Origin of the sequence: Hominenteromicrobium sp. (genome assembly GCF_046974225.1) — a bacterium.
Taxonomy (GTDB): Bacteria; Bacillota; Clostridia; order Oscillospirales; family Acutalibacteraceae; genus Hominenteromicrobium; species Hominenteromicrobium mulieris.
Window position 1 is genome coordinate 123133 of sequence record NZ_JBKWAE010000002.1, and the last position, 19868, is coordinate 143000.

The 19868-nt window shown below is 53.7% G+C and carries 27 protein-coding genes; 26 read left to right on the plus strand and 1 reads right to left on the minus strand.

Going from position 1 to position 19868, the window contains the following annotated elements; genetic code table 11:
- A complete protein-coding gene (locus ACLTX1_RS02195) occupies positions 1 to 1014 on the plus strand; it encodes an ABC transporter ATP-binding protein (protein ID WP_308449477.1) in 1014 nt (337 codons plus the stop codon).
- Positions 1004 to 1972 carry an ABC transporter ATP-binding protein gene (locus ACLTX1_RS02200; RefSeq protein ID WP_176819651.1) on the plus strand — a complete coding sequence of 323 codons (969 nt, stop codon included), beginning with the start codon at positions 1004 to 1006 and terminating at the stop codon, positions 1970 to 1972. The genes ACLTX1_RS02195 and ACLTX1_RS02200 overlap by 11 nt, the downstream gene beginning before the upstream one ends.
- Positions 1973 to 2120: 148 nt before the next feature.
- Here the strand turns inward: ACLTX1_RS02200 and ACLTX1_RS02205 are convergent, their stop codons facing one another.
- Positions 2121 to 2918 (minus strand): zinc dependent phospholipase C family protein, encoded by a 798-nt coding sequence (locus ACLTX1_RS02205; RefSeq protein WP_412330401.1) that lies wholly within the window; start codon positions 2916 to 2918, stop codon positions 2121 to 2123.
- A 202-nt stretch (positions 2919 to 3120) separates the two neighbouring features.
- On the opposite strand from ACLTX1_RS02205, the gene ACLTX1_RS02210 reads away from it, so the two are divergent.
- The 24 genes from ACLTX1_RS02210 to rplR all read left to right on the plus strand — a co-directional run bounded on the left by ACLTX1_RS02210 (position 3121) and on the right by rplR (position 19867).
- Positions 3121 to 5883 carry a glycoside hydrolase family 3 protein gene (locus ACLTX1_RS02210; protein WP_412330402.1) on the plus strand — a complete coding sequence of 921 codons (2763 nt, stop codon included), beginning with the start codon at positions 3121 to 3123 and terminating at the stop codon, positions 5881 to 5883.
- Positions 5884 to 6072: 189 nt separating this feature from the next.
- Positions 6073 to 7347 carry a M28 family peptidase gene (locus ACLTX1_RS02215; RefSeq protein ID WP_412330403.1) on the plus strand — a complete coding sequence of 425 codons (1275 nt, stop codon included), beginning with the start codon at positions 6073 to 6075 and terminating at the stop codon, positions 7345 to 7347.
- Complete coding sequence (locus tag ACLTX1_RS02220) at positions 7344 to 8453, plus strand: SGNH/GDSL hydrolase family protein (protein ID WP_412330404.1); 1110 nt, start codon at positions 7344 to 7346, stop codon at positions 8451 to 8453. The genes ACLTX1_RS02215 and ACLTX1_RS02220 overlap by 4 nt, the downstream gene beginning before the upstream one ends.
- Before the next feature lie 819 nt (positions 8454 to 9272).
- Positions 9273 to 10673 carry a ubiquitin-like domain-containing protein gene (locus tag ACLTX1_RS02225; RefSeq protein WP_308449472.1) on the plus strand — a complete coding sequence of 467 codons (1401 nt, stop codon included), beginning with the start codon at positions 9273 to 9275 and terminating at the stop codon, positions 10671 to 10673.
- Between the two features lie 187 nt (positions 10674 to 10860).
- On the plus strand, positions 10861 to 11355 hold the full coding sequence (locus ACLTX1_RS02230; RefSeq protein WP_308449471.1) for a hypothetical protein: 495 nt from the start codon (positions 10861 to 10863) through the stop codon (positions 11353 to 11355).
- A 3-nt stretch (positions 11356 to 11358) separates the two neighbouring features.
- Positions 11359 to 11571, plus strand: coding sequence for a hypothetical protein (locus ACLTX1_RS02235; RefSeq protein ID WP_308449470.1), 213 nt, complete (start codon positions 11359 to 11361; stop codon positions 11569 to 11571).
- Positions 11572 to 11895: 324 nt separating this feature from the next.
- Complete coding sequence (rpsJ, locus tag ACLTX1_RS02240) at positions 11896 to 12207, plus strand: 30S ribosomal protein S10 (protein ID WP_176819645.1); 312 nt, start codon at positions 11896 to 11898, stop codon at positions 12205 to 12207.
- An 85-nt stretch (positions 12208 to 12292) separates the two neighbouring features.
- Positions 12293 to 12925, plus strand: coding sequence for a 50S ribosomal protein L3 (rplC, locus tag ACLTX1_RS02245; RefSeq protein WP_176819644.1), 633 nt, complete (start codon positions 12293 to 12295; stop codon positions 12923 to 12925).
- An 18-nt stretch (positions 12926 to 12943) separates the two neighbouring features.
- Positions 12944 to 13567 carry a 50S ribosomal protein L4 gene (gene rplD / locus ACLTX1_RS02250; RefSeq protein WP_176819643.1) on the plus strand — a complete coding sequence of 208 codons (624 nt, stop codon included), beginning with the start codon at positions 12944 to 12946 and terminating at the stop codon, positions 13565 to 13567.
- On the plus strand, positions 13567 to 13857 hold the full coding sequence (gene rplW / locus ACLTX1_RS02255; protein ID WP_176819642.1) for a 50S ribosomal protein L23: 291 nt from the start codon (positions 13567 to 13569) through the stop codon (positions 13855 to 13857). Before rplD ends, rplW begins: the two co-directional genes overlap by 1 nt.
- Before the next feature lie 81 nt (positions 13858 to 13938).
- On the plus strand, positions 13939 to 14772 hold the full coding sequence (gene rplB / locus ACLTX1_RS02260; protein ID WP_176819641.1) for a 50S ribosomal protein L2: 834 nt from the start codon (positions 13939 to 13941) through the stop codon (positions 14770 to 14772).
- A gap of 25 nt (positions 14773 to 14797) precedes the next feature.
- Positions 14798 to 15070, plus strand: coding sequence for a 30S ribosomal protein S19 (rpsS, locus tag ACLTX1_RS02265; RefSeq protein WP_176819640.1), 273 nt, complete (start codon positions 14798 to 14800; stop codon positions 15068 to 15070).
- Between the two features lie 18 nt (positions 15071 to 15088).
- Positions 15089 to 15424 carry a 50S ribosomal protein L22 gene (rplV, locus tag ACLTX1_RS02270; protein ID WP_176819639.1) on the plus strand — a complete coding sequence of 112 codons (336 nt, stop codon included), beginning with the start codon at positions 15089 to 15091 and terminating at the stop codon, positions 15422 to 15424.
- A 17-nt stretch (positions 15425 to 15441) separates the two neighbouring features.
- Complete coding sequence (gene rpsC, locus ACLTX1_RS02275) at positions 15442 to 16119, plus strand: 30S ribosomal protein S3 (protein WP_176819638.1); 678 nt, start codon at positions 15442 to 15444, stop codon at positions 16117 to 16119.
- Entirely contained in the window at positions 16119 to 16532 is a 414-nt protein-coding gene (gene rplP / locus ACLTX1_RS02280; protein WP_176819637.1) for a 50S ribosomal protein L16, read from the plus strand. The genes rpsC and rplP overlap by 1 nt, the downstream gene beginning before the upstream one ends.
- 5 nt (positions 16533 to 16537) lie before the next feature.
- Positions 16538 to 16741 carry a 50S ribosomal protein L29 gene (gene rpmC / locus ACLTX1_RS02285; RefSeq protein ID WP_176819636.1) on the plus strand — a complete coding sequence of 68 codons (204 nt, stop codon included), beginning with the start codon at positions 16538 to 16540 and terminating at the stop codon, positions 16739 to 16741.
- A gap of 18 nt (positions 16742 to 16759) precedes the next feature.
- Positions 16760 to 17017 carry a 30S ribosomal protein S17 gene (rpsQ, locus tag ACLTX1_RS02290; protein WP_176819635.1) on the plus strand — a complete coding sequence of 86 codons (258 nt, stop codon included), beginning with the start codon at positions 16760 to 16762 and terminating at the stop codon, positions 17015 to 17017.
- A 28-nt stretch (positions 17018 to 17045) separates the two neighbouring features.
- Entirely contained in the window at positions 17046 to 17414 is a 369-nt protein-coding gene (rplN, locus tag ACLTX1_RS02295; RefSeq protein WP_176819634.1) for a 50S ribosomal protein L14, read from the plus strand.
- A gap of 16 nt (positions 17415 to 17430) precedes the next feature.
- Positions 17431 to 17748: a 50S ribosomal protein L24 gene (gene rplX, locus ACLTX1_RS02300; protein WP_176819633.1), complete on the plus strand. Its 318-nt coding sequence runs from the start codon at positions 17431 to 17433 to the stop codon at positions 17746 to 17748.
- Between the two features lie 15 nt (positions 17749 to 17763).
- A complete protein-coding gene (gene rplE / locus ACLTX1_RS02305) occupies positions 17764 to 18303 on the plus strand; it encodes a 50S ribosomal protein L5 (RefSeq protein WP_316520631.1) in 540 nt (179 codons plus the stop codon).
- Positions 18304 to 18315: 12 nt separating this feature from the next.
- Positions 18316 to 18501: a type Z 30S ribosomal protein S14 gene (locus ACLTX1_RS02310; RefSeq protein ID WP_176819631.1), complete on the plus strand. Its 186-nt coding sequence runs from the start codon at positions 18316 to 18318 to the stop codon at positions 18499 to 18501.
- 25 nt (positions 18502 to 18526) lie between these two features.
- Entirely contained in the window at positions 18527 to 18925 is a 399-nt protein-coding gene (rpsH, locus tag ACLTX1_RS02315) for a 30S ribosomal protein S8 (RefSeq protein WP_316687334.1), read from the plus strand.
- Positions 18926 to 18943: 18 nt separating this feature from the next.
- Positions 18944 to 19486, plus strand: a complete 543-nt coding sequence (gene rplF, locus ACLTX1_RS02320) for a 50S ribosomal protein L6 (RefSeq protein WP_395590824.1) — start codon at positions 18944 to 18946, stop codon at positions 19484 to 19486.
- A 21-nt stretch (positions 19487 to 19507) separates the two neighbouring features.
- Positions 19508 to 19867 carry a 50S ribosomal protein L18 gene (gene rplR / locus ACLTX1_RS02325; RefSeq protein WP_176819628.1) on the plus strand — a complete coding sequence of 120 codons (360 nt, stop codon included), beginning with the start codon at positions 19508 to 19510 and terminating at the stop codon, positions 19865 to 19867.
- Position 19868 lies beyond the last annotated feature (1 nt).

Below are 19868 nucleotides of genomic sequence, written 5' to 3' on the forward strand. Positions count from 1 at the left end.
ATGAATAAAGTATTAGATGTGCAGAACCTGCACGTTTCCTTCGATACCTACGCCGGTGAGGTCAAGGCTGTCCGCGGCGTCACATTCTCGCTGAGCGAGGGCGAAGTGCTCGCCATCGTCGGTGAGTCCGGCTGCGGCAAGAGCGTCACGGCGCAGACCATCATGAAGCTGAACCCCATGCCGCCCGCAAGAATTAAAGAGGGCAGCGTGCAGCTCGGCGAGCACGACATCGTAGCCGCGAACGAAAAAGAAATGCAGAAGATTCGCGGCAAGGAAGTTTCCATGATCTTCCAGGACCCGATGACCTGCCTGAACCCGACAAAGCCCGTCGGCAAGCAGATTGTCGAGGCCATTCAGCACCACCGTCATCTTTCCAAGGCAGAGGCGAAGGCGGAAGCCATTAAGTATCTCTCCCTTGTTAACATTCCGAACCCGGAAGAGCGTGCAAAGCAGTATCCGCACGAATTCTCCGGCGGCATGCGTCAGCGTGCCATGATCGCAATGGCACTTTCCTGCAACCCGAAGCTCCTCATTGCCGATGAGCCGACCACCGCACTGGACGTGACCATTCAGGCGCAGATTATGGATCTGCTCGCCGAGATCAAAGAGAAGACCAGCACCGCGATTATCCTCATCACGCACGACCTCGGCGTCGTGGCGTCCATGGCAGACCGCGTGGCGGTCATGTATGCAGGTAAGGTTGTAGAGACCGGCACCTGCGAGGATATTTTCTACCGCAATGCGCACCCGTACACGCAGGCATTATTAAAGAGCCTGCCGTCCGTGGATATGAACAAGACCCAGCGTCTTGTTTCCATCCCCGGCACACCGCCGGATTTGCTGAACCCGCCGAAGGGCTGCGGTTTCGGTGCCCGCTGCACACACTGCATGAAGATTTGTCATGAGGAGCAGCCGCCGGTATTCAAGGTGGGCGAGGGTCATGAGGCAGCATGCTGGCTGCTCCATCCCGATTGCCCGAGCGTAGCAGAAAGGGGTGAGCCGGATGAGCAGTAATGAAAAACTGATCGTTCTGGACGACGTATGCAAGCACTTTAAGGTTTCCGGCGGTATGCTGAAGGCCGTCGACCACATTTCTCTCGATATTTATAAGGGCGAAACGCTCGGCCTTGTCGGCGAGTCCGGCTGCGGCAAGTCCACGCTCGGCCGTGTGGCCATGGGCATTTATCCCGCAACGTCCGGCAAGCTCTACTATGCCGGCGAAGAGCTGAATCTGAAAAACGCCGCAACGCGTTTCAAGTATGCAAAAAAAGCGCAGATCATTTTCCAGGATCCGTACGCTTCTCTGGATCCGCGTATGACCGTTTCCTCCATCATTGAAGAGGGTATGGTCATCCACGGCATGTACGACGCAAAGCGCCGTCAGGAGCGCGTATACGAGCTCCTCGAGCTGGTCGGCCTGAACAAAGAGCACGCCAACCGCTTCCCGCATGAGTTCTCCGGCGGTCAGCGCCAGCGTATCGGCATTGCCCGTGCGCTCGCTATCGAGCCGGAATTCATCGTGTGCGATGAGCCGATCTCAGCACTGGACGTTTCCATCCAGTCCCAGATCATCAACCTGCTGCACGACCTGCAGCAGCAGCTCGGACTGACGTTCCTCTTCATTGCGCATGACCTCAACATCGTCAAGTACATCAGCGACCGTATCGCCGTTATGTACCTCGGCAATGTCGTTGAGCTCGCTTCTTCCGACGATCTGTATGCGCACACGCTGCATCCGTACTCCAAGGCTCTGCTTTCTGCAGTGCCGATTCCGGACCCGAGTGCAGAAGCGCAGAAGCACCGCCAGATTCTTTCCGGTGACGTGCCGAGCCCGATCAACACGCCGAAAGGCTGCAACTTTGCCGGCCGTTGCCCGGTCGCCTGCGACAAGTGCAGAGAGTCGAAGCCGCAGTTGCGTGAAATTCGTCCGGGTCATTTCTGCGCCTGCCATCTGGTAGAGCCGGAAATCTGATTGGATCTGTAAGTGAAAATCAAAGCTCCCGTTCACAGGCTTTCGTGAACGGGAGCTTTTGCTATAGGGTAAAACCCGGGAAATAAAATGCCTGCCGTGCAGAACCTCTTGATTCCTGCATGGCGGGCATTTTGGTAAAAAATTGAAATCAGCCGTCAAATGTGCGGTCAAGCTCCGGACAGGAGACTTTTTCGTTTTGGAGCAGCTTTTGCGCAGCCGGGAAAAGCGTTTTCGCAAGCTCCAGTGCTTTGCCGTACAGTTCGATAAGGTGCTCCGTGCACAGCTTGCAGCTCGGCACGTCCTGCGTGGTCATCATCATATCGGCAATGGCGTCGTGGTGGAACGTGATGTAAAGCCCGGTGTCAATGGCGCGGCGCAGCGCCTTGTTCGGCGTGAACAGCACACGGCCGTAGAATACCATGGAGGAGATGCTCTTTTCGGTCAGCGCCACAGTAGCTTCCGGCGTGTAGAAGGGCGTAATCACGGCGGCGTTGCGCGTGTTCACTTCAAAATGACCGCACGGGTCAAAGTGCTGTGGGTCTTTACCGTCTTTGAGTAACAAAGCGCGGTCGAAAGCGGTCTCCGTCGCCGCGTGCGTGACGTTGAATTCTTTCATCGCCGTGTGGATGTACGGGTGGCAGATAGAATCCAGCGTAAAGTGGCACAAAAGCCCGTAGAAATACGCGCGGGCAGCATCTTTGTCCTGCGCAGACGCAATGACCTTCTGTGCGCGCTGTAAAAAGTAGCGCCCGGAGCGCTTGTGTGCCGCATAGCCGATGCGGTTCACCTTGTTCGGCAGAACGGGTCGATAGAAAAAGTAGATGTCCGGTCCGTGTAAGCCAATGTCAAAAAGCCCGCGGTGCGCGGTGCAAATGCTGCGGATGTCCTCCGGCAGCTGTTTTAAAACATCGCAGCCAAAGCGATAATGGGTATAAAAAGCAGGCATAACGGTAACTCCTTCCGTAAAGGGTTTCTATTTATATGTATCATAACCGTTTTTAAAGCGTTTTACAACGAAAATTTTCGTTCACGTGATTTTTTCACAGAAACTTAACTGTGCGGCTTGATAAAATCCACAAAATCGTTTATCATTATAACAAAGAGAATACACCGTAAACGGCATAGATCATGTAGAAAGGAAAAATAAAATGAGCAATCCGTATAAGATCGATTGGAACGAGTATGCCGCGCTGGCGCGGCAGGCCGTGGCGGAAGGCTGCGTGCTGCTGAAAAATGACGACAACGCGCTGCCAATCCGAAAGGGTGAGCGCGTTTCCGTGTTCGGCAGAATTCAGTTCGACTATTATAAGAGCGGCACAGGCTCCGGCGGTGCAGTTAATACCCGCTATGTCACGAACATTCTGGACGCTTTAAAAGAAAACAAAGACATTTCCGTCAACGAGGAGCTGGAGCAGACCTACCGTGACTGGCTGAAGGACCATCCGTTTGAAAAGGGCATGGGCTGGGCACAGGAGCCGTGGTGCCAGGAGGAAATGCCCGTCACGAAAGAGCTCGCCGAGCAGGCTGCTGCAAAGTCCGATATCGCCGTTGTCATCATCGGCCGCACCGCGGGTGAAGATAAGGACAACAGCGCCGCAGAGGGCAGCTATCTCTTGACGGCCGCCGAACATCAGATGTTAAAAGAGGTTTGCGGCGCGTTCAAGCGTGTTGCGGTTCTGCTGAACGTCGGCAATATCATGGATATGAAGTGGGTGAAAGAATACGATCCCGCCGCTGTGCTGTACGTCTGGCAGGGCGGCCAGGAGGGCGGCGCAGGCGCTGCAGATGTTCTCACAGGCACTGTCACGCCGTGCGGCAAGCTGAGCGACACCATCGCGCTTGACATCAGCGATTATCCGTCCACAGAGGGCTTCGGTGATCCCACACGGGTCATTTATAAAGAAGACATCTACGTCGGCTACCGCTACTTTGAGACGTTCGCAAAAGACTGTGTGCTGTATCCGTTCGGCTACGGTCTCAGCTACACGACCTTCACCCGCACGGTTGAAAGCTTCGATTTCGACGGCGAGACCGTTACAGAGAAAGTCACTGTGAAAAACACCGGCGACGTGCAGGGCAAAGAGGTTGTCACCGTCTTCGTTGAAGCACCGCAGGGCAAGCTCGGCAAGGCCGTAAGAAGCCTCGCCGCATTCGCAAAGACCGAAACCCTGCAGCCGGGCGAAAGCGAAACGCTTACGCTCACGTTCCCAATCGCAAATCTTGCGTCCTACGACGACAGCGGCGTTACGGGACACAGATTCTGCTATGTGCTTGAAAGCGGCGCGTATAACGTCTACACGGGCGGCTGCGTGCGCGGCGCAAAGCTCTCCGGCAGCTTTGAAGTGAAAGAAGATACCGTTACCCGCACGTGTGTGCAGGCGTGCGCGCCGGTCACGAAGTTTGACCGCATGGTGAATCACAATAACACAATCGCATTCGAGCCCGCACCGCAGCGCGAATACGATATGGCGGCCCGCAGCGCGGCGGCATTAAAGCCTGCAAAGCCGTATACGGGCGACAAGGGCATCAAGCTCGGCGATGTATTCGACGGCAAAGCGGAGCTGGAAGACTTTGTAGCGCAGCTTTCCGACGAAGACCTCATCTGCCTTATGCGCGGCGAGGGCATGAACTCTCCGAAGGTCACAGCGGGCACCGCAGGCGCGTTCGGCGGCGTCACGGAAAACCTCGTCAACTTCGGTATTCCCACAGCTTGCTGTGCAGACGGCCCCTCCGGCATTCGTATGGACTGCGGCACCATCGCGTTCAGCCTGCCGAACGGCACCTTGCTCGCCTGCACCTTTAATGAGAAGCTGAATGAAGAGCTTTTCGCCATGCAAGGCAAAGAGCAACGCAAAAACCGCATCGATACACTTCTCGGCCCGGGTCTCAATATCCACCGCAGCCCCTTAAACGGCAGAAACTTCGAGTATTTCTCGGAGGACCCGCTGCTCACCGGCAAGCTCGCCGCCGCACAGCTGCGCGGTATGCGCCGCTTCGGTGTCACCGGCACCATCAAGCACTTTGCCTGCAACAACCAGGAGTTTAAGAGAACCGAGATCGATTCCGTCCTTTCCGAGCGCGCACTGCGTGAAATTTACCTGCGCGCGTTTGAAACGGCCGTAAAAGAGGGCGGCGCATACTCTGTCATGTCCACCTACGGTGGTCTGAACGGCATTTGGACGGCCAGCAACTTCGACCTGCTCACGACCATCTTGCGCGACGAGTGGGGCTTCATAGGTACCGTTATGACCGACTGGTGGGCAAAGGGCAACGATCGCGAGGGCGAAGAAGCCACCCGCGAGAACGTCGCCGCACAGGTGCGCGCGCAGAATGACCTCAACATGGTTAACGCGGACGCCGCCTCGAACAGCCAACACGATAATTTGGACGACGCCCTTGCAGACGGCAGACTGACGCGTGACGCGCTCGTGCGCTCTGCGATGAATATCTGCCGCACCGTGATGAACTCGCCTGTGATGGAGCGCAGCCTCGGCCGCATGAGCGATGAGGAGCGTGAAGCCGCAGAAGCGGAGAAGACGAGCGAAGATTACGTCGATTTCAACGGCGAGTATCAGTTCATCGATGACGAAGCTCCGCTCGACATTTCCGCAGTCAATACGGAAAAAGGCGCTTCCACCGTTCTCGGCATCCGCTATAAGAAAAACGGCCTCTATAAGTTTGTCATGCGCGTAAAAGCAAACGCCAATGAAGTGGCGCAGATTCCGATGTCTATCTTCATCGACGGTAACCTGCGCGGCATGGTCATGATCAACGGCACGAACGGCGAGGTCGTTACCGCAGAGCAGGACATCGGCGTGCTGTTCGGCGGCACGAATTATCTCAAGCTCTACTTCGGCCAGACCGGTATGGAGATCGAAGAGATTAAATTCGTCTGCACACAAGCATTTTAAGTGAATTCATATGCAAAATTGCAGGATTATTCTCTAAAAGCAGGGAATGACCCTGCTTTTTGCATTTTTAAAGCCGTACACTTTCATTTTAGCGCAAAATCGCTTGCAATTTATTTTGTATACTATATAATATACTATATAATAGGAATAAATACCGTATAAAATCAAAGAGAAAGGCAGTTGTTTACATTGAAAAAATATGACGAAAACCGTGCGTTCGCACTGCTCGATAAAATCGGCTTTACGCGCGTGGCCGGCTCCTCAGAAGAATTAAAAGCCGCGGAAATCCTGAAAGCGGAGTGTGAAAGCTTCGGTCTGTCCGCCGTGATTGAGCCGTTTGAGATCGAATCCGCCGAAGTGGAAGCGACCTTCGAGATTCTGGAGCCGTACCGCAAGAGCTACACCGTGCGCGGTTACCAGTGCGCGGAAAGCACCGCCGCAGACGGCCTTACGGCGGATTTTGTCTACGTGGAAAACGCGCTTCCGGTCGACCTGTTGAATGTCAAGGGCAAGATTGTGCTCGTCAACGGCTTCCTGCGCGTGCCGCTGTACCGCAGCCTGATGGAAGCGGGCGCCGCAGCTGTCGTCACCATGGACGGCGATATTCACGATGACCTCGAGAATACCGACCTTCATCAGCGCAAGCTGCGCAGTGCGCTGCGTACGTTCGGCAATGCACCGGCAGTACAGCTGCGCACCGTGGACGCTATGGAGATTGTCAACAAAGGTGCATCCCGCGCAAAGGTTACTGTACAGAACAAGAACATTACACTCACGTCGCACAATGTGATTGCGGAGATCAAGGGCACCGAGCACCCGGAGCAGATTATCTCCTTCGGCGCACATTATGACTCCGTTGAATTTTCCAAAGGCGTATACGATAACGGCGCAGGCTCCGTTATCAACATGGAAGCGGCGCGTTGGTTCGCGCAGCACCCGCCGAAGCGTACCGTAAAGTTCTGCTGGTACGGCAGCGAGGAGATTGGACTTGAGGGCAGTAAGGCATTCGTGCGCGACCACAAGGATGAGCTGAAAGATCACGTCTTCATGATTAACGTTGACGTCGGTGCGCCGATCCTCGGCTATAACACGGCGGCTGTCACAGGCGAGGAATCCCTCGTACACTACACCGATTACATGCTCAAAATCAACGGCCTCTCCGCTGTGACGCGCCAGAGCATTTATTCTTCTGATTCCATCCCGTTTGCGGATAACGGCATTCCGGCAATCAACTTCTCCCGCGACGGTGCAAAAGGTGCGGCGTATATCCACAACCGTTTTGATACCATGGAGTTCCTTTCTGCAGAGGCACTCGGCAAAACGCTGGAGATTGTGCTCACGTATGCCGATACGCTGATCAATGCGGCGGTATTCCCGGTGGAAAAGAAAATTCCGGACAATATCAAGGAAGACATTGACAAGTATCTTTATAAGAAAGAGCTTGCCGAGGCGGAGGCAAAATGAGCGAAGTCAAGCGATATACCTTACCCGAAGTTCCGCACCTTGTGCACGGGCGCACAAACGGCTCGTTAACGCCGCTCACGCTGTTCTGGACGGCGGCGGGCTTAGAACTTAATGTGCGCGGCAGCGAGCTGTGGGTGGAATTTACGGCGGATTGGGACATCCACGAGCCGTGGTACAGCTTTATGGTGAATGGCGAGTTCTTCTCCCGCCGCATGGCGCAGAAGGGCACGGAGCGCGTGTGCGTGTTCCGCGGCATGGACCCCGAAAAGGTCAAGAACGTGCGCATCTTTAAAGATACGCAGGCCATGAACGCCGACCCGGAGAGTGTTTTGCAGATTAACGCCGTCGAAACAGACGGCGAATTCCTGCCCGTGCCGGAGCGCAATTTAAAGATCGAATTCATCGGCGACAGCATCACGAGCGGCGAGGGCGACATCGGCGCGAAAGCGGAAACAGACTGGATTTCCATGTTCTTCAGCGCGGAGAATAACTACGCTGTCATGGTGTCCCGTGCTTTAAACGCCGATATCCGTGTCTCATCGCAGAGTGGCTGGGGCGTGTGCTGCGGCTGGAACAACGACCCAAACAGCGCCATTCCGCCCATCTACGGGCAGCTTTGCGGCCTTTTGAGCGGCGAAAAAAACATTGCCCTCGGCGCGAAAGAGCCGTATGATTTCACAAAATGGCAGCCGAATTACGTCTTCATCAACCTCGGTACAAACGACTGCGGTGCGTTTTCACAGCCTGCCTGGACAGATGAAACAACCGGCGAGACGTTTCAGAACCGCCGTACGGAAGACGGTAAGCTGAACCCCGAAGACGAAGCGCGTTTTGCGCACGGCGTGACCGCGTTTTTAAAGCAATTGCGTGGGTATTACCCCAACGCCCGTCTTGTGTGGATCTACGGTATGCTCGGCTTGGAGCTTGTCCCGGCGCTGCAAAAGGCCATAGACGATTACAAAGCGGAAACGGGCGACACGAACGCGGAATTTCTGTCGCTGACGGATGACCTCAAAAATCGCGGCTGCCGTGACCACCCCGGTGTGGGCGCACACCGCACCGCGGCAAACGAGCTTATTGCTTATATAAAGAAACAGAACGCATGAGATAAAGCATCACGGTCGGCCCTAAAAAGCTGCCCGTGATGTTCTATTATATATAAGAAGCAAATTAAAAACGTGCGCGGCACGGAAACAAAACTCTATGTAAAACGCGGGTTATGTAAACTTAACATGTGTATTCTATACATCGGTTGACGATAATTTTTTCTGCGGACACGGTGAGACGCATTTCGACACAAAATCGGCCCGATTGAAACGGACATCCCGCTTCCAAAAGCCGCACATGCGATTTTTTCGGAGAGCTGCCCAAAATACCGCACGCTTTTTATGAAATATACCTGCCTTTTGACCGCGGTTTTTTGAAAATTTCTGCTGTAAAGGAAAAGTGCCGCACAGCACATGGAATGTATTAAATTCGGAACAATATACGATATAAAACGGGAAAACACAGAAAGTTCGCGAAATTCATCGAAATGGATATGCAAGAATATACAATATTAAGGCATAAGAAAATTTGTTCGATGTTTTTGCTTTTGCAAAATTTTTGCAAATTGCACAGAGCGCCGCAAAAAAGTTCCGTAAAAAAGGCAAATAATCGCTTTCAAAAATATCAAATGAGTTGTTATGTAAATTAAAACGCCATGCGTAACTCAGCATATTGCACAAAAATAACCTTTCGAAAAACTTGACAGACTATCATTTTCACATTATACTCTCAAATGACTTTTGGAAAGGGCATTTTGTACCCGTATTTCAAAGGTCAGAAAAGGTAGTGGACGCAAAGCAAGAGGGCGGGGTGGCCGCCGAAGCTTTGCCAAATCGAAGCGCAAAACGCTTCACAGTTTTTTGAAAGGAGCAAGAGCTATGCGGCATGTTAGAAAACAGCAAAAGAGCCTGATGCCGAAGATCCTTCTGATCGTCGTTCTGGTTGCAGCGCTCAGCATCTCTTCCGTTGTTACGGTTATGGCAAATACCGCCGATATCACCGTATATGACGGCTCCGAAACATACAGATTCAGTATGATCGGTCAGAACCCGCAGGATATTCTTTCCCGCGCACAGACCGAGGGCATGGCGCCCGTTTCGGATATCGATACCTACGACTTCTCCCCGGAGAACGGCACGCTCACCGTGCAGCGCTTTGTGCGCGTTTCCGTCAAGGAGGATAACGCCTCCCAGATGATTTTAGCCCCGAAAGGCAAAACGCTTTCCGACGTGTTTGCGGAAAACGAGATTACGCTCGGCGCAAGAGATACGGCAGATGCCGATCTCACCGCTGCGCTTACGGCAGACATCGCCGTGCAGATCACCCGTGCAAAGCGTGTGTTTGTTTCGGCAGACGGCAAGCGCCGCATGGAAGACCTCAACGAGGGCACCGTAGAAGACGCGCTGAAAGCCGCCGACATCACGCTCGGCGAAAACGACACCGTCACACCGGCCATGGATACCGCACTTACAAACGGTATGCGCATCCGCGTGCAGCGTTACCTTGACCTCACCGTTACGGCAGACGGCAAAACGACCGAGAAGAGCGTTGCCGCTGAAAATTACAGCGATGCCGTAGAAGCCATGGGTATTACGCTCGGCGAGAACGACCGCATTCTGGTCGCGACCGCAGAGGGTGAAAAGCAGGTGAAGGCAGAGGATAACGTATCGAGCGGCGATGTGATCCGCGTTGTGCGCATCCACACCGAAGAGATCACCGAGAACGAAGCTGTCGCGTACAGCACGGTATACGAAGATACCGAAGAGCTCTATGAGGGCGAAACGGAGACGAAGACCGAGGGCGTGGAAGGTGAAGCCAAAGTTACCTACACGGTCACGTATGCGGACGGCGAGGAAGAAAACCGCGTCGTCAAGACGAAAGAAGTTTTAAAGGAAGCGAAGAGCGCGGTCGTGCTGCGCGGTACAAAAGAGAAGCAGAACGTCTTCACGGATGCTTCCGGCGCACCGTCCTCCTTTGAGTATAGCCTTACGGGCTCCTGCACTGCATACTATGCACCGGCAGGCGCCGTCACATCCATCGGCGCTACACCGCAGGTCGGTTATGTCGCCGTAGACCCAAACCGCATCCCGTACGGTTCGCTGCTGTACATCACCGCGGTGGACGGCTCGTGGACATATGGCTACTGCTACGCCATGGACACCGGCGGAGCGGCCATGTGCGGCGACATCGTGGCAGACCTCTACTACGATACGCTGGAAGACTGCACCGCATTCGGCAGACGTGATATGATCGTCTACGTTGTGCGCGCAGGCTGGTAAATAAAGTTACCCCCCTTGATAACAAGAGACATGTTATCAAGGGGGGTTAAATAATATTTCAAAAATATTAATGAACTGTTGACAATAATGGATAGGATACAACAGGTCCGGTGCGGTATAGATATGGATCGGAAGTGAAGATTACCCGTACATTAAACCGCTAGTTTCTTATGATAGGAGTATTACTGTGAAGAAATTAAACCGGAAAATTATCGGGCGGGTCTGCGTGGGCATCGTGCTGCTCGCGCTTGTGCTCTGGCTTATGCCGCTGCCCCTGCCGTTCCATATTTCCCTCTCCGGCGTGCGGGTGGAGGACAGTACGGCGGCGGAGCCCGCCGCGCTGGAGGCCAAGGGCTGGCGGCTGTGCCGGTTCCTGCGTAGGACGGAGCTGCGGGCGTCGTTTACGGTGGAGACGGCGCAGGGAACGAAAATCTACGAGCCGGTGGATTGCCTGTGGGAGCTGACGTTTCCGGACGGGCCGATCCGCCATGCGGACGGCGGCTGGTATGATCCCGCGTCAAACGCAATTGAGACGCTGCGCTTTGTGTACGGTGCCGACGGCACGACCGCCTTTTTCGAAGTCATGGACGATGGGCAGGATAAGCAGTTCGTGTTCTCTGCAGACGGGCGTGAGCCGGCGGAAACGATGGATTTCCTGCGCGTAGAGCCTGTAGATGCATAGAAAGTGTGCGATAAAAAGAAAGACGGGGCGGTCGGGCCGTCCCGTTTTTTGCTTCGTCGGTTGTATGCCGCGCGGGTGAAAGCACAAGATACGGCGCAAATTGAAAAAACGGAAAAAGCCGCAGAAAAGCTGAAAAATTTTTCGAAAAAAGGGGTTGCAATTTCATACTTTGCCTGTTATAATAATACTTGCGTGACTGCGACAGATATGCGATGAAGCGGGAGGTTGCGGCTGAGACATGCCGGTTTTTCCGTGGAGTATGTCCGATTTCAAACCGGGCGACACAATTTGATACGCTGAGCGGCTCCTACGGGAGTGGCGCGCGGAACCATGCGTTGATTTCTAAGGCGCACAGGCCGGACAAAAAGGCAGATCAATGGTTTTTTTATGAGGGTTTTGTGATTTTACACCGACCCAAAAGCATCCCGGATTTCACAAAAGTGAATATCCGGTTTTTATATGGCTTCTTGGTGAAACACCCGGGCCAGTGTTCATAAAAACCCCCGCCCGCCAACTAAAATTTAACAGGAGGCGATTTAAGTGGCAGTCAAAGAAAAGATCAGGATTAGAATTAAGGGTTACGATCATCAGGTTGTCGATCAGGCAGCTGAAAAGATCGTGCAGACCGCAAAGCGCACGGGCGCAAGAGTTTCCGGCCCGGTACCGCTGCCGACAGAGAAGCAGATCGTCACGATTCTGCGCGCTGTTCATAAGTACAAGGACAGCCGTGAGCAGTTCGAGATGAGAACCCATAAGAGACTTATCGACATCCTGAGACCCAGCAACAAAACCGTTGAGGCGTTGATGGGCTTAGAGCTCCCCGCCGGTGTTGAGATCGAAATCAAGCTCTGATTTCGTTCGACAGATAACCGCTCAACCTACAGGCAGGAGGGTCATGTCGGAGAGATCCGACCAATAACCTAAAGGAGGATACAAAATGCAGAAAGCAATCATCGGCAAGAAGATCGGCATGACGCAGATCTTCGACGAAAAGGGCAGAGTCGTGCCCGTAACAGTTGTTGAAGCCGGTCCGTGTGTTGTCACACAGAAGAAGACTGTTGAAAACGACGGCTACGATGCAGTTCAGGTTGGCTTCGGCGATCAGAAGCCGCAGCGCGTGAGCAAGCCGCTCACCGGCCACTTCAAGAAGGGCGACGTTGCCCCGAAGAAGACCCTGAAGGAATTCAGATTCAGCGATTGCGGCGCTTACAACGTAGGCGACCTCATCAAGGCTGACGTGTTCGCAAACGGCGACAAGGTTGACGTAACGGGCACCAGCAAAGGTAAGGGTTACGCCGGCGTCATCAAGCGCTGGAACTTCCAGAGACTTAAAGAGACCCACGGTTCCGGCCCGGTTGCACGCCACGGCGGTTCCAACGGTGCTTGCTCCAGCCCGTCCAGAGTTTGGAAGGGCCTGAAGATGGCTGGTCACCTCGGCGCAGAGAAGGTCACAGTCCAGAACCTCGCTGTTGTCAAGGTAGACGCAGAAAACAATCTCATCGCAGTTAAGGGCGCTATTCCGGGCCCGAACGGCGGCACCGTTGTTCTGCGCGACAGCGTGAAAGCGTAAGGGAAGGAGGAATAAAGAATGCCTACAGTAGCAGTTTTGAACATGGCAGGCAAAGAGGTCGAAAAGATCGAGCTTGCAGAAGGCGTTTTCGGTATTGAGCCGAACGTTTCCGTCATGAATGATATGGTCAAGGCGTATCTCGCAAACCAGAGACAGGGCACACAGTCCGCCCTCACCCGTTCCGAAGTTTCCGGCGGCGGCAGAAAGCCGTGGAGACAGAAGGGCACAGGCCGTGCAAGACAGGGCTCCACCAGAGCTCCGCAGTGGACACACGGCGGCATCGTGTTCGCACCGAAGCCGAGAGATTACACCGTCACCCTCAACAAGAAGGTGAAGCGTCTCGCTATGAAGTCCGCACTCTCCAGCAAGGTCCAGGATAACGAAATGATCGTTGTCGATTCCATCGCAACCGAGGGTTACAAGACGAAGAAGATTGCTGAGATGCTCAAGGCGCTCGGCAGCGAGAAGAAGGCGCTCATCGTTCTCTCCGAGGTCGATGCACAGGTCATCGCTTCCGCAGCGAACATCCCGGGCGTTAAGACCGCACAGGTCAACACGCTGAACGTATATGACATCCTCAACGCGGACAAGTTCATCGTTGTAAAGGATGCCGTCTCCAAAATTGAGGAGGTGTACGCATAATGAAAGCGCAGGACATCGTCATTCGCCCCATCATCACGGAGAAATCCATGACCGGCGTTGCGAATAAGAAGTACACATTTGAAGTCTGCCAGGATGCAAACAAGATTGAAATCGCTAAGGCGGTTGAAGAGCTGTTCGGCGTCAAGGTTCAGAAGGTCAACACCCTGAACGTTCGCGGCAAGTTCCGCCGCCAGGGCAGATATGAAGGCTACACCAGAGCTTGGAAAAAGGCTGTTGTAACCCTCACCGAGGGCAGCAAGTCCATCGAGTTCTTCGAGTCCATGGTTTAATTCGGCTCGAGTAATTCGAACCCCAAGGGCATGAATGGGAATTTGCCCGATCCCGCAAAGCCAAACAAGGAGTGAAACACAATGGCAATCATTAACTATAAGCCGACTACGAATGCTCGCCGCAACATGTCCACCACGGACTTCAGCGCATTGAGCAAGACGGGTCCGGAGAAGAGCCTGCTGGCTCCGAAGAATAAAGCTGCCGGCCGCAACAGCTACGGCAGAATCACCGTTCGCCACAGAGGCGGCGGCAACCGCAAGAAGTACCGTGTGATCGACTTCAAGCGCCAGAAGAACGACATGGCTGCTACGGTCCTTACCCTCGAGTACGACCCGAACCGTTCCGCTTTCATCGCACTCGTGCAGTACGAAGACGGCGAGAAGAGATACATCATCGCACCGAACGGCCTGAAGGTCGGCGATCAGGTATTCTCCGGTAAGGATGCAGATATTAAGCCCGGCAACGCACTGCCGCTCGCAAATATCCCCACCGGTACCTTTGTCCACAACGTTGAGCTTTATCCCGGCAAGGGCGCACAGCTTGCCCGTGCAGCCGGCATCATGGCTCAGCTGATGGCTAAGGAAAACGGCATGGCTCTGCTGAGACTCCCGTCCGGCGAGCTGAGAAATGTTCCGGATGCCTGCATGGCAACCGTCGGCCAGGTTTCCAATATCGACCACGAGAACGTGAAGATCGGTAAGGCCGGCCGTAAGAGAAACATGGGTTGGAGACCGACCGTCAGAGGTTCCGTCATGAACCCGAATGACCACCCGCACGGCGGCGGTGAGGGCAAGAGCCCTGTTGGTCGCCCGGGCCCGGTTACACCGTGGGGCAAGCCGGCTCTTGGTTATAAGACTCGTTCCAAGAAGAAGGCAAGCAACAAGTTCATCGTTAAGCGCAGAAACGGTAAGTAAGGCACGGAAAGGAGCTTAAAAGAACATGAGCAGAAGCTTAAAAAAGGGTCCTTTTTGTCAGCCCGCACTGCTTAAAAGGATTCAGGCAATGAATGAGAACGGCGAAAAGAAGATCGTCAAGACATGGAGCCGCGCTTCCATGATCTTCCCGGATTTCGTCGGTCACACAATCGCCGTCCATGACGGCCGCAAGCACGTTCCGGTTTACGTGACAGAAGATATGGTCGGTCACAAGCTCGGCGAGTTCGCCCCGACCCGCACCTTCAAGGGTCACGCCGGTTCCAAGACCAGCCGCTAAGAGAAAGGAGAGTATAAGATGGAAGCAAAAGCAGTTCTGAAGTATACCCGAATTTCTCCCCGCAAGGTTGAGATCGTTCTGGACCTCATCAGAAACAAGCCCGTTGACCTCGCAATGGCAATCCTGAAGCACACCCCGAAGGCGGCGTGCGAAGATCTCGAGAAGCTCCTCAAGAGCGCGATCGCAAACGCAGAGAACAACTTCAACATGGACAGAAACAACCTCTATGTTTCCGAGTGCTACGTTTGCCCGGGTCCGATGCTCAAGAGAATCCGCCCGAGAGCTCAGGGAAGAGCTTACAGAATTTTGAAGAGAACCTCTCATGTCACACTCGTTGTGAAAGAGAAGGAATAAGCGAGGAGGTCACATAAATGGGTCAGAAAGTTAATCCCCACGGCTTACGCGTGGGCGTCATCAAAGACTGGGATTCCCGCTGGTTCGCAAAGAAAGCTGATTTCGGCGATACGCTCGTTGAGGACTACAACCTCCGCAAAACGCTGAAGAAGCAGCTCTACCTCGCAGGTGTTCCGAAGATTGAAATTGAGCGCGATGCCTCCAAGGTTCGCATTCACATTCACTGCGCAAAGCCCGGTATGGTCATCGGTAAGGGCGGCGCAGAAATCGAGAAGCTCCGCGCACAGTGCGAGAAGCAGCTCGGCAAGCCGGTCGTCATCAACATTGTTGAAGTTAAGCGCCCGGACCTCGACGCACAGCTCGTAGCAGAGAACGTTGCACAGCAGCTCGAAAAGAGAATCGCATTCAGACGTGCGATGAAGCAGTGCATCGGCCGCTCCATGAAGCTCGGCGCAAAGGGTATCAAAATCATGTGCTCCGGCCGTTTGAACGGTGCGGAAATCGCAAGAAGCGAGCAGTATCATGACGGTACCATTCCGCTGCAGACCATCCGTGCGGACATCGATTACGGCTTTGCAGAAGCAGCTACCACCTACGGCCGCATCGGCGTTAAGGTTTGGCTGTACAAGGGCGAAGTGCTCAACGAGAGCAACAACACCCGCAGAAACAATAAGAGAGAAGGAGGACGTGCGTAATGTTACTGCCTAAGAGAGTTAAATACCGCAGAGTGCACAGAGGTCGCCTGACCGGTAAGGCATATCGCGGCAATAAGGTGACATACGGCGACTTCGGCCTTCAGGCTCTTGAGCCCGCATGGATCACCTCCAACCAGATCGAAGCAGCCCGTGTTGCTATGACGCGTTACTGCAAGCGTTTCGGTAAAGTTTGGATCAAAATTTTCCCGGACAAGCCGATCACACAGAAGCCGGCTGAAACCCGAATGGGTTCCGGTAAAGGTTCCCCGGAGTACTGGGTAGCCGTCGTTAAGCCCGGCAGAGTTATGTTCGAGCTCGGCGGTGTTTCGGAAGAGACTGCACGTGAGGCACTTCGCCTTGCAAGCAACAAGCTTCCGATTAAGTGCAAGTTTGTAGCAAAAGAGGAGGGCTAAGAGTAATGAAAGCTTCTGAAATCAGACAGCTCACAGCAGAAGAGCTGAACACAAAACTGAATGACCTCAAGGCTGAGCTCTTTAACCTCAGATTCCAGCTCGCTATTAACCAGCTCGAAAACCCGATGCGCATCTCGGCGGTTAAGAAGGACATCGCTCGTGTTAAGACAGTTATCCGTGCGAATGAGCTTAGCAAAGAGAACGCATAAGGGAAGGGAGGATTAGACGTGAGCGAAAGAAACATGAGAAAGACAACTGTCGGCAAGGTCGTCAGCAATAAGATGGATAAGACAATCGTTGTTGCTGTTGAGGACAGTTACAGACATCCGCTTTACAACAAGATCATCAAGCGTACCGTTAAGAGAAAAGCCCATGACGAAGAGAACGTCTGCGGCATCGGCGACAGAGTGCGTATTATGGAAACTCGTCCCCTCTCTAAGGATAAGAGATGGCGCCTGGTTGAGATTATCGAGAAAGCCAAATAATCGGCTTTAGCAGAAGGAGGAATTTACTGTGATTCAGCAGCAGACTTACCTCAAGGTGGCCGACAACACAGGAGCGAAGGAGCTTATGTGCATCCGCGTTCTCGGTGGTACAGGCCGGAGGTATGCAAATATCGGCGACGTCGTGGTAGCATCTGTTAAAAAAGCAGCACCCGGCGGAGTTGTTAAGAAGGGCGACGTAGTTAAGGCGGTTATCGTAAGATCCGCATCCGGCGTTCGCCGCGAAGACGGCACCTACATTCGTTTCGACGAAAACGCAGCCGTCATCATCCGTGATGATAAAAACCCCAGAGGCACACGTATCTTCGGGCCGGTCGCTCGCGAACTGCGCGACAAGGAATACATGAAGATTCTGTCCCTCGCCCCGGAAGTTCTTTAATTGGAGGTGTCCTGAAATGAGTAAAGTTCATGTTAAAACCGGTGACACCGTCGTTATCCTCAGCGGTAAAGACCGCGGCAAGAAGGGCAAGATCATGGCTGTTTCCCCGAAAGAGGGCAAGGTCATCGTAGAGAATGCCAACATTGTCTCTAAGCACGTAAAGCCCCGCAAGATGGGCGAGGCCGGCGGCATCATCAAGGCAGAGTCCGCGATCTACGCCTGCAAGGTCCAGGTTGTTTGCCCCCGCTGCGGCAAGCCGACCCGTGTCACCCACAAAGTGCTTGAGGATGGCACAAAAGAGCGCATTTGCAAAAAATGCGGCGAGTCGCTTTAATCTGGAGGGAATAAAATGGCAAGACTGAATGATTTTTACAAAGCAGAGGTCGCACCCGCTCTCATGACGAAGTTCGGCTACAAGAGCGTTATGCAGATCCCGAAGCTCGATAAAATTGTGATCAATGTCGGCGCCGGCGAGGCAAAAGACAACGCGAAGGTCATCGATTCCATTTCCGGCGACCTCGCGAAGATCACCGGCCAGAAGCCCATCGTTTGCAGAGCTAAGAAGTCCGTTGCAAACTTCAAGCTCCGTGAAGGCATGCCGATCGGCGTTAAGGTAACGCTGCGCGGCGAGAAGATGTGGGAGTTCATGGACCGCCTGTTCAACGTAGCGCTTCCGCGCGTGCGTGACTTCCGCGGCATCAACCCCAACTCCTTCGACGGCAGAGGCAATTACAGCATGGGTATCAAAGAGCAGCTCATCTTCCCTGAGATCGAGTACGATAAGATCGACAAGGTCCGCGGCATGGATGTGTGCTTCGTTACGACGGCAAATACCGATGAAGAGGGCCGCGAGCTCCTGAAGCTCATGGGCGCTCCGTTTGAAAAGTAAGGAGGGAATACTGTGGCCAAGACTTCAATGAAACTCAAGCAGCAGAGAGAGCAGAAGTTCTCTACGCGCGAATATAACAGATGCAAGATCTGTGGCAGGCCGCATGCCTACCTTCGCAAGTTCGGCATCTGCCGTATCTGCTTCCGTGAGCTGGCTTATAAGGGCCAGATCCCGGGTGTTAAGAAAGCAAGCTGGTAAAAGCTTTATAGGAGGTTAATAAATCATGCAGATTACAGATACAATCGCTGACCTGCTTACCCGTATCCGCAACGCTCAGTCTGCGAAGCATGACACTGTTGACATCCCTGCTTCTAACATGAAGAAGGCTATTTGCCAGATTCTTGTTGACGAAGGTTATGTCAAGAGCTTTACGGTTACCGAGGACGGCAAACAGGGCGTCATCACCGTAACACTGAAGTATGTTGAAGGCGGCGTGCCGGCAATCAAGGGCCTCAAGAGAGTCTCTAAGCCGGGTCTCCGCATCTATTCCAACGCAGCAGAGCTGCCGAAGGTCATGAAGGGCCTCGGCACCGCCATCATCTCCACCTCTAAGGGCGTTATGACCGACCGCGAGGCAAGAAAGATGAACATCGGCGGCGAAGTTCTCGCGTTCATTTGGTAATCAGGGAGGTGCAATAACATGTCCAGAATTGGAAGAAAACCGATAAATATTCCCGCAGGCGTCGAGGTTAAGGTAGACGGTAGCTGCGTAACGGTCAAGGGCCCGAAGGGCACGCTGACTCAGAAGTTCCAGCCGAGCATGAACATCGCTGTGGAGGGCGCTGAGATTGTTGTTACACGTCCGAACGACGACAAAGAGAACCGTTCTCTGCACGGCCTCACCCGTACCCTTATCCACAACATGATCGTGGGTGTAACGGAAGGCTTTAAGAAAGAGCTCGAAGTCAACGGTGTTGGCTACCGTGTTCAGAAGCAGGGCACAAACCTGGTTATGAACCTCGGTTTCTCGCATCAGGTCATCGTTCCGGAAACGGACGAGATCAAGATCGAAGTTCCGGCTCCGAACAAGATCATCATCAATGGCATCGACAAGCAGAAGGTCGGCCAGTTCGCAGCGGAAGTCCGCGAGAAGAGACCGCCGGAGCCGTACAAGGGCAAGGGCATCAAGTACATTGATGAGATTGTTCGCCGCAAGGAAGGCAAGACCGGTAAGGGTAAATAATAGGTTAGGAGTGAGATAAAAATGGTTAGTAAGGCAGATAAGAACGTAGCCAGACTGCGCCGCCACAAGAGAGTTCGCGGCAAGATCAGCGGCACACCGGAAAGACCGCGCCTCGATGTTTTCCGCTCCAATATGCATATTTACGCTCAGATCATCGATGATGTGAACGGTGTTACACTGTGCGCAGCATCCTCGGTTGAGAAGGCGTTTACCGGCAACGGCGGAAACAAAGAAGCAGCACACGCAGTAGGCAAGCTGATCGCAGAAAGAGCAGCAGAAAAGGGTATCACCGATGTGGTCTTCGACCGCGGCGGCTATATCTTCCACGGCCGCGTCAAAGAGCTGGCCGACGGCGCCCGCGAGGGCGGCCTCAACTTCTAAG

Excerpts from the sequence above, each read along its gene's own strand:
- ACLTX1_RS02195 (WP_308449477.1), top strand. The coding sequence starts at position 1 with ATGAATAAAGTATTAGATGTGCAGAACCTGCACGTTTCCTTCGATACC.
- ACLTX1_RS02200 (WP_176819651.1), top strand. The coding sequence starts at position 1,004 with ATGAGCAGTAATGAAAAACTGATCGTTCTGGACGACGTATGCAAGCAC.
- ACLTX1_RS02205 (WP_412330401.1), bottom strand. The coding sequence starts at position 2,918 with ATGCCTGCTTTTTATACCCATTATCGCTTTGGCTGCGATGTTTTAAAA.
- ACLTX1_RS02210 (WP_412330402.1), top strand. The coding sequence starts at position 3,121 with ATGAGCAATCCGTATAAGATCGATTGGAACGAGTATGCCGCGCTGGCG.
- ACLTX1_RS02220 (WP_412330404.1), top strand. The coding sequence starts at position 7,344 with ATGAGCGAAGTCAAGCGATATACCTTACCCGAAGTTCCGCACCTTGTG.
- ACLTX1_RS02225 (WP_308449472.1), top strand. The coding sequence starts at position 9,273 with ATGCGGCATGTTAGAAAACAGCAAAAGAGCCTGATGCCGAAGATCCTT.
- rplC (WP_176819644.1), top strand. The coding sequence starts at position 12,293 with ATGCAGAAAGCAATCATCGGCAAGAAGATCGGCATGACGCAGATCTTC.
- rplD (WP_176819643.1), top strand. The coding sequence starts at position 12,944 with ATGCCTACAGTAGCAGTTTTGAACATGGCAGGCAAAGAGGTCGAAAAG.
- rplW (WP_176819642.1), top strand. The coding sequence starts at position 13,567 with ATGAAAGCGCAGGACATCGTCATTCGCCCCATCATCACGGAGAAATCC.
- rplB (WP_176819641.1), top strand. The coding sequence starts at position 13,939 with ATGGCAATCATTAACTATAAGCCGACTACGAATGCTCGCCGCAACATG.
- rpsS (WP_176819640.1), top strand. The coding sequence starts at position 14,798 with ATGAGCAGAAGCTTAAAAAAGGGTCCTTTTTGTCAGCCCGCACTGCTT.
- rplV (WP_176819639.1), top strand. The coding sequence starts at position 15,089 with ATGGAAGCAAAAGCAGTTCTGAAGTATACCCGAATTTCTCCCCGCAAG.
- rpsC (WP_176819638.1), top strand. The coding sequence starts at position 15,442 with ATGGGTCAGAAAGTTAATCCCCACGGCTTACGCGTGGGCGTCATCAAA.
- rplP (WP_176819637.1), top strand. The coding sequence starts at position 16,119 with ATGTTACTGCCTAAGAGAGTTAAATACCGCAGAGTGCACAGAGGTCGC.
- rpmC (WP_176819636.1), top strand. The coding sequence starts at position 16,538 with ATGAAAGCTTCTGAAATCAGACAGCTCACAGCAGAAGAGCTGAACACA.
- rplX (WP_176819633.1), top strand. The coding sequence starts at position 17,431 with ATGAGTAAAGTTCATGTTAAAACCGGTGACACCGTCGTTATCCTCAGC.
- rplE (WP_316520631.1), top strand. The coding sequence starts at position 17,764 with ATGGCAAGACTGAATGATTTTTACAAAGCAGAGGTCGCACCCGCTCTC.
- rpsH (WP_316687334.1), top strand. The coding sequence starts at position 18,527 with ATGCAGATTACAGATACAATCGCTGACCTGCTTACCCGTATCCGCAAC.
- rplF (WP_395590824.1), top strand. The coding sequence starts at position 18,944 with ATGTCCAGAATTGGAAGAAAACCGATAAATATTCCCGCAGGCGTCGAG.
- rplR (WP_176819628.1), top strand. The coding sequence starts at position 19,508 with ATGGTTAGTAAGGCAGATAAGAACGTAGCCAGACTGCGCCGCCACAAG.